This window comes from Streptomyces sp. NPDC005899, assembly GCF_040629645.1.
GTDB lineage: Bacteria > Actinomycetota > Actinomycetes > Streptomycetales > Streptomycetaceae > Streptomyces.
In genome coordinates this window covers 24163-30847 of sequence record NZ_JBEXWB010000040.1, presented here as the reverse complement: position 1 = coordinate 30847, position 6685 = coordinate 24163, and the positions used below count along the sequence as shown (strand labels likewise).

Annotated in this window: 5 protein-coding genes; all 5 read left to right on the top strand. The window is 70.2% G+C overall.

What is annotated here, in order from left to right:
- Positions 1-1604: transcription termination factor Rho (rho, locus tag ABZ371_RS08210; RefSeq protein WP_358675202.1), on the top strand; the 1604-nt coding region annotated here is incomplete at its 5' end.
- A 307-nt stretch (positions 1605-1911) separates the two neighbouring features.
- On the top strand, positions 1912-3693 hold the full coding sequence (locus ABZ371_RS08205; RefSeq protein ID WP_358675199.1) for a trypsin-like serine protease: 1782 nt from the start codon (positions 1912-1914) through the stop codon (positions 3691-3693).
- A gap of 184 nt (positions 3694-3877) precedes the next feature.
- Positions 3878-4981, top strand: a complete 1104-nt coding sequence (locus tag ABZ371_RS08200) for an LCP family protein (protein ID WP_358675197.1) — start codon at positions 3878-3880, stop codon at positions 4979-4981.
- A 248-nt stretch (positions 4982-5229) separates the two neighbouring features.
- On the top strand, positions 5230-5454 hold the full coding sequence (gene rpmE / locus ABZ371_RS08195) for a 50S ribosomal protein L31 (RefSeq protein ID WP_358675194.1): 225 nt from the start codon (positions 5230-5232) through the stop codon (positions 5452-5454).
- Positions 5455-5586: 132 nt separating this feature from the next.
- On the top strand, positions 5587-6663 hold the full coding sequence (gene prfA / locus ABZ371_RS08190) for a peptide chain release factor 1 (protein WP_358675192.1): 1077 nt from the start codon (positions 5587-5589) through the stop codon (positions 6661-6663).
- The last annotated feature ends 22 nt before the right edge of the window (positions 6664-6685 follow it).

Genomic DNA, 6685 nt, shown 5'->3' with positions numbered 1-6685 from the left:
CCCTGCGGGCTGCCTCGCCTCAACAAACGCCGGCCACCGCTGCCCCTCCCCCCCCCGCCCCCCCGCGCCCCCCCCCCGCGCCGGCCGCCCGGGAGCGCGCCGAGGCGAAGGGCGAGGCCAAGGCCGAGTCCGCCGCCGACACGGCCGAGGGCCGTCGCGGCGACCGCCAGGACGGCCGCCGCGGTGACCGAGGCGACCGCCAGGACCGCGGTGACCGGCGTGACCGCCAGCGTGACCGGCGGGGCAAGGGCGACGACCAGGGGCAGGGTGGCGGCGGACGCCGTCAGGGCCAGCAGGGCGGCGGCCAGAGCCAGAGCCAGGGCCAGGGCCAGCAGCAGGGCGGCGGCCCGCAGGACGACGGTTACGACGACGAGGGCGGCCGGCGCGGCCGTCGGGGCCGTTACCGCGACCGCCGGGGCCGCCGCGGCCGCGACGAGTTCGCGACCGACGTCCAGGTCGCCGACGACGACGTCCTGATCCCCGTCGCGGGCATCCTCGACATCCTCGACAACTACGCGTTCATCCGGACGTCCGGCTACCTGCCGGGCCCCAACGACGTGTACGTCTCGCTCGCCCAGGTCCGCAAGAACGGCCTGCGCAAGGGTGACCACGTCACCGGTGCGGTGCGCCAGCCCAAGGACGGCGAGCGCCGCGAGAAGTTCAACGCGCTCGTCCGCCTCGACTCGGTCAACGGCATGGCCCCGGAGAGCGGCCGCGGCCGCCCCGAGTTCCAGAAGCTGACCCCGCTGTACCCCCAGGACAGGCTCCGTCTGGAGACCGACTCCAACGTCCTGACCACCCGGATCATCGACCTGGTCGCCCCGATCGGCAAGGGCCAGCGAGGCCTGATCGTGGCCCCGCCGAAGACCGGTAAGACCATGATCCTGCAGGCCATCGCCAACGCGATCACGGTCAACAGCCCCGAGTGCCACCTGATGGTCGTCCTGGTCGACGAGCGTCCGGAAGAGGTCACCGACATGCAGCGGTCGGTGAAGGGCGAGGTCATCTCCTCGACCTTCGACCGCCCCGCCGAGGACCACACCACGGTCGCCGAGCTGGCCATCGAGCGCGCCAAGCGTCTCGTGGAGCTGGGCCACGACGTGGTCGTCCTGCTGGACTCGATCACCCGTCTGGGCCGCGCCTACAACCTGGCGGCGCCGGCCTCCGGCCGCATCCTCTCCGGTGGTGTGGACTCGACCGCTCTGTATCCCCCGAAGCGCTTCTTCGGGGCCGCGCGCAACATCGAGGACGGCGGCTCGCTGACCATCCTGGCCACCGCGCTCGTCGAGACCGGCTCGCGCATGGACGAGGTGATCTTCGAGGAGTTCAAGGGCACCGGCAACATGGAGCTCAAGCTCGACCGCAAGCTCTCCGACAAGCGCATCTTCCCCGCGGTGGACGTCGACGCGTCCAGCACCCGCAAGGAGGAGATCCTGCTCGGCACCGACGAGCTGGCCGTGGTCTGGAAGCTGCGCCGGGTGCTGCACGCGCTCGACCAGCAGCAGGCGATCGAGCTGCTGCTGGACCGCATGAAGAAGACGCAGTCCAACGCGGAGTTCCTGCTGCAGATCCAGAAGACGACACCGGGCAACGGCAACGACTGACGTCGCGTCCCGCGCCCACGACAGATGCCCCGTCACGGAAGTGACGGGGCATCTGTCGTGGGCCCCGCCTATGGTCGGCCGTGCCCTCACTGAGTAACATGAGCCGGTCGGGGTGGGGGGATCCACAGCAGCGCCGGTCCCAGGGGGCCTTGTACCGCGCTGCCCACAAGCCGTCGCACAAGTCGTCGCACCCCCATCGCGCGTCTCATCTCACTTACGGCGGGGCCATGTGCCCGGCCGTACACATGCAGGGGGTTTTCGAGTGCAGATACGCACCCGAGGTGGTCGGTACAGGCGCCGTCTGAGCGTGATAGTGCCGACCGTGGCGGTGGTGGCCGGAATGATCGGGACCGGTTTCACCGCCACAGGTGCACAGGCCTCCGAACCCGGGGGCAAGGCGCAGATCACCCGATCCGGCGACCGGGTGAACGCTCCGTCGCAGTCCGAGCTGCGCATCCGCGCAGCCCGGTCGATGCAGGCCGATCAGAAGGCCAAGAGCACGCCGGCTCCCTCGGCGCTCGCGTCCGACGGCACGGGGGCGGCGCGAAAGCCGGACCCCAAGATCATCGGCGGTTCCGAGACCACGATCTCGGCCGCGCCGTGGATGGCGCAGCTCCACTTCTTCGACGACAAGGACACGGCGGACACCAGCGACGACGTCGGTTATTTCTGCGGTGGTTCCGTCGTCGCACCGTCGAAGGTCGTCACGGCGGCGCACTGTGTCAAGGGGTTCAAGTGGTACCTCGACAGCACGGTGATCGTGGGCACCGACCAACTGCCGACGGACACGGGCGAGGTGGACGCTGACGGCTATCCCGTCTTCGACTTCCACGGGGGCCAGCTGCGTGGCGCCTACCGTCAGTGGAACCACCCCGCGTACGACGACGTCACGATCGACAACGACGTGGCCGTCCTGACGTTGACGTCTCCCGTGAACGTCAAGCCCCTCCCGATCATGCGGAACACCGACACCGCGGTCTACAACGCGGGAACGGCCGCGAAGGTCTACGGATGGGGCCGCACCAGCTCCACGGAGGAAGGGCTCGCCCAGACGCTGAAGGTCGCGCCGGCCGCCATCAACACGAACGCCGCCTGCCAAGCGGCGTGGGGCACGAACTACGTCGTCGGTCACATGGTCTGCGCCGGATCCCCGGGCACCGGGAGCGACGCGGGCACGACCACGGCCTGCAACGGCGACTCCGGGGGCCCGCTCGTCGCCAACGGCATGCTGGTCGGTGTGGTGTCGTGGGGTGCCGAGGACTGCTCCGCACAAGGTGCCTACTCGGTGTACGCCAAGATGAGCACCTACTCGGCGCCGGTCAAGGCCAGGGTCTACGACGCGAACCTCAACAACGACCACGCGGCCGACCTGTTCGCCCGGCTGACGTCGTCCGGCGCCCTGTACGAGTGGGACTCGTCGGTGACGAAGCTGACCCGGAAGTACAACTGGGGCAGCGCCGGGATGAACCTGCTGGTCCAGACGGACCTGGACCGGGACGACAACCAGGACCTGCTCTACCGCAACGCCAACGGCGACGTCTACTGGGACCACTGGGTCCCCTCGACGGGCGATTGGGGCAGCAAGCTGGTGGCCAAGGGGTGGAAGGCCCACAAGCAGATCCTGTCGCCCGGTGACCTCACGAACGACGGTCTGGCCGACATGCTGGCCGTCAACTCGTCCGGCAACCTGTACCTCTACGCGGGCAAGGGCGACGGCGGGTTCCTGGCGCCGACCCTGGTCGGCGGCGGCTGGGGGCAGTACAACATGGTGCGCGGGCACGGTGACTTCACCAACGACGGCAAGCCCGACGTACTGGCGCGCGCGTCCGACGGATCCACCTACCTGTACAAGGGCACCAGCAACGCCGCGGCGCCCTTCGAGGCCAGGGTGAAGGTCGCCACGTTCGGTGGCCTCAACATGCTCGCCACCACCGGTGACGTGAACAGCGACGGCCACGCCGATCTGCTGGGCCGGGACACCGCGGGGAAGCTCTGGCTGTACCCGGGTAACGGCAAGTCCTCGGGTGCGATCTTCGCCACACGGGTCGCCTTCGGCACCGGCTGGGGCAGCTACAACCTGTTCGGCTGAAACACCAGGTGAGAGCCGGGTTGCCGGCCGACTCACCCGCTTCGTCCGAGGCCCCCGTCTTCCGGCGGGGGCCTCGGCTCGTCGTGCGAGGCTTCTCGTTGCTCCGAGCGTCCCACCGAGTGGCGCCGGACCGCGCCCGTGCACCACGGCAGGGGGTGACGGCGAGAGTCGGAAGAGGAACCGCATGACCGAGCAGAACAGGGGCACCGGCCGGATACGCGGCACCGGCAGCCGCCGGCGGAAGCCGACCCGGGGGCGCCGGATGAAGAGGATCGCCCTGTGGGGCACCGCCGCCCTGGTGGTAGCCGGAGGCTCCGGACTCGGTTACGCCTACGTCACCCTCAACGGGAACCTGAAGGGCGTCGACATCGACGCCGCTCTGGGGGCGGAGCGCCCCGGCGACGTGGACGACGGCTCGCAGGACATCCTGGTGCTGGGCTCCGACTCCCGCTCGGGTGCCAACTCCGCCTACGGCGTCGACGAGGGCTCCGCCCGGGCGGACACCGCGATGGTCGTGCACGTGAACAAGGGCCACACCGGCGCGAGTGTGGTCTCCGTCCCGCGGGACACCCTCGTCGACCGCCCCGCCTGCACGAGTGACACGACCGGTGGGCGGGTCGGCGCGCAGCACGAGGCCATGTTCAACACGGCGTACGCGGTCGGTGGGCCCGCCTGCGCCGTGAAGACCGTCGAGGCCATGTCCGGCATCCGCATGGACCATTACGTCGAGGTCGACTTCACCGGGTTCAAGAAGCTCGTCGACGAGCTGGGCGGCGTGCGGATCACCACCTCCCGGGCCATCGACGACCCCAACAGCCATCTCGCGCTGAAGGCCGGCACCCACACCCTCGACGGGGAGCAGTCGCTCGGTCTCGTCCGCACGCGGGAGAGCGTCGGCGACGGCAGCGACCTGGGCCGGATCCAGCTCCAGCAGGCGTTCGTGAAGGCGCTGATGGATCAGACGAGAAGCGTCGGCCTGTTCTCGGACCCGCGGAAGCTGTTCGGTCTCGCCGACGCCGCGACCAAGGCCGTCACCACCGACTCCGCGCTCGCCTCCGTCAAGAAGCTCACCGGTTTCGCCGACGGCCTGAAGGGCCTCCGCTCGAAGAACGTCGACATGGTCACCCTCCCCGTGGAGTACGACCCGGCGGACCCGAACCGGGTGCTGCCCCAGGAGAAGGCCGGCCGGCAGGTCTGGGCGGCGCTCAAGCTCGACAGGCCGATTCCGGCGTCCGCCACGCGGGAGTCGGCCGGCGACAAGGGCGACGCGGCCGACGTCGTGCGATAGGCGCGCTCTCCGGCACCGGGCGAGCTTGGCGACAGCGCTGCCTTCCGTCGCGGGGCGAGCACGGCGACTACGGCGCTCTCCGTCACCGGGCGAGCGCGGAACGTCCCCGGCGGGTGACGGGAATACCCGTGGCCCGCCTCTCGTTTTGGGAGATACGGCCGGTCCTGGCAGACTGGTACGTCGGCCCCGGTTCACGGACGCGCAATCCGCGCGTACGACCCGGAGCCCTCCCGAAACTAGGAGACACCTTGAAGCGCGAGATTCACCCCCAGTACGTCGAGACGCAGGTCAGCTGCACCTGCGGTGCGTCGTTCACCACCCGGAGCACCCTCGAGGGCGGCGCCATCCGCGCCGACGTCTGCTCCGAGTGCCACCCGTTCTACACGGGCAAGCAGAAGATCCTCGACACCGGTGGCCGCGTGGCCCGCTTCGAGGCCCGCTTCGGCAAGGCCGCCGGCTCCTCCGCCAAGTAGCGAGCCACAGCGCCGGTTCCCGGCGCCCTCTCGGGGGCGCCGGGGCCGGCGTTTTTCCGGCTGTACCGCCTGCCGGCGGCAGGCCGTCCAGCAGGCCCGCAGACGTACCACGCACGGAACCAGGAGCACCCGATGTTCGAGGCGGTCGAGGAACTGATCGGCGAACACGCCGATCTCGAGAAGAAGCTCGCCGACCCGTCGGTCCACGCCGACCAGGCCAACGCGCGGAAGCTCAACAAGCGCTACGCGGAGCTGACCCCGATCGTCTCCACCTACCGGACCTGGAAGCGTGTCGGCGACGACATCGGCACCGCCCGCGAGTTCGCCGCGGACGACCCGGACTTCGCCGCCGAGGTCAAGGTCCTGGAGAAGCAGCGCGAGGAGATCACGGAGAGGCTCCGCCTGCTCCTGGTCCCGCGCGACCCCAGTGACGACAAGGACGTGCTCCTGGAGATCAAGGCGGGCGCCGGCGGCGACGAGTCCGCCCTCTTCGCCGGTGACCTGCTGCGCATGTACCTGCGGTACGCCGAGCGCGTCGGCTGGAAGACCGAGATCATCGACTCCACCGAGTCCGAACTCGGCGGCTACAAGGACGTCCAGGTCGCCGTGAAGACCAAGGGCGGCAACGGCGCCACCGAGCCCGGCCAGGGCGTCTGGGCCCGGATGAAGTACGAGGGCGGTGTGCACCGGGTGCAGCGCGTGCCCTCCACCGAGTCCCAGGGCCGCATCCACACCTCGGCCGCCGGCGTGCTGGTCACGCCCGAGGCGGAGGAGGTCGACGTGGAGATCCACGCCAACGACCTGCGCATCGACGTCTACCGCTCCTCCGGCCCCGGCGGCCAGTCCGTCAACACCACGGACTCCGCGGTGCGCATCACGCACCTGCCGACCGGTGTCGTCGCCTCCTGCCAGAACGAGAAGAGCCAGCTCCAGAACAAGGAGCAGGCCATGCGCATCCTGCGCTCCCGGCTGCTGGCCGCCGCCCAGGAAGCGGCCGAGCAGGAGGCCTCGGACGTGCGCCGCAGCCAGGTCCGCACGGTCGACCGCTCCGAGAAGATCCGGACGTACAACTTCCCGGAAAACCGGATCTCGGACCACCGGGTCGGCTTCAAGGCGTACAACTTGGACCAGGTCCTGGACGGCGACCTCGACGCCGTCATCCAGGCCTGCGTCGACGCCGACTCGGCCGCCAAGCTCGCCGCCGCGTAGGACGGCCCGGCGGCCGGAGGGC

Excerpts from the sequence above, each read along its gene's own strand:
- ABZ371_RS08200 (WP_358675197.1), top strand. The coding sequence starts at position 3,878 with ATGACCGAGCAGAACAGGGGCACCGGCCGGATACGCGGCACCGGCAGC.
- prfA (WP_358675192.1), top strand. The coding sequence starts at position 5,587 with ATGTTCGAGGCGGTCGAGGAACTGATCGGCGAACACGCCGATCTCGAG.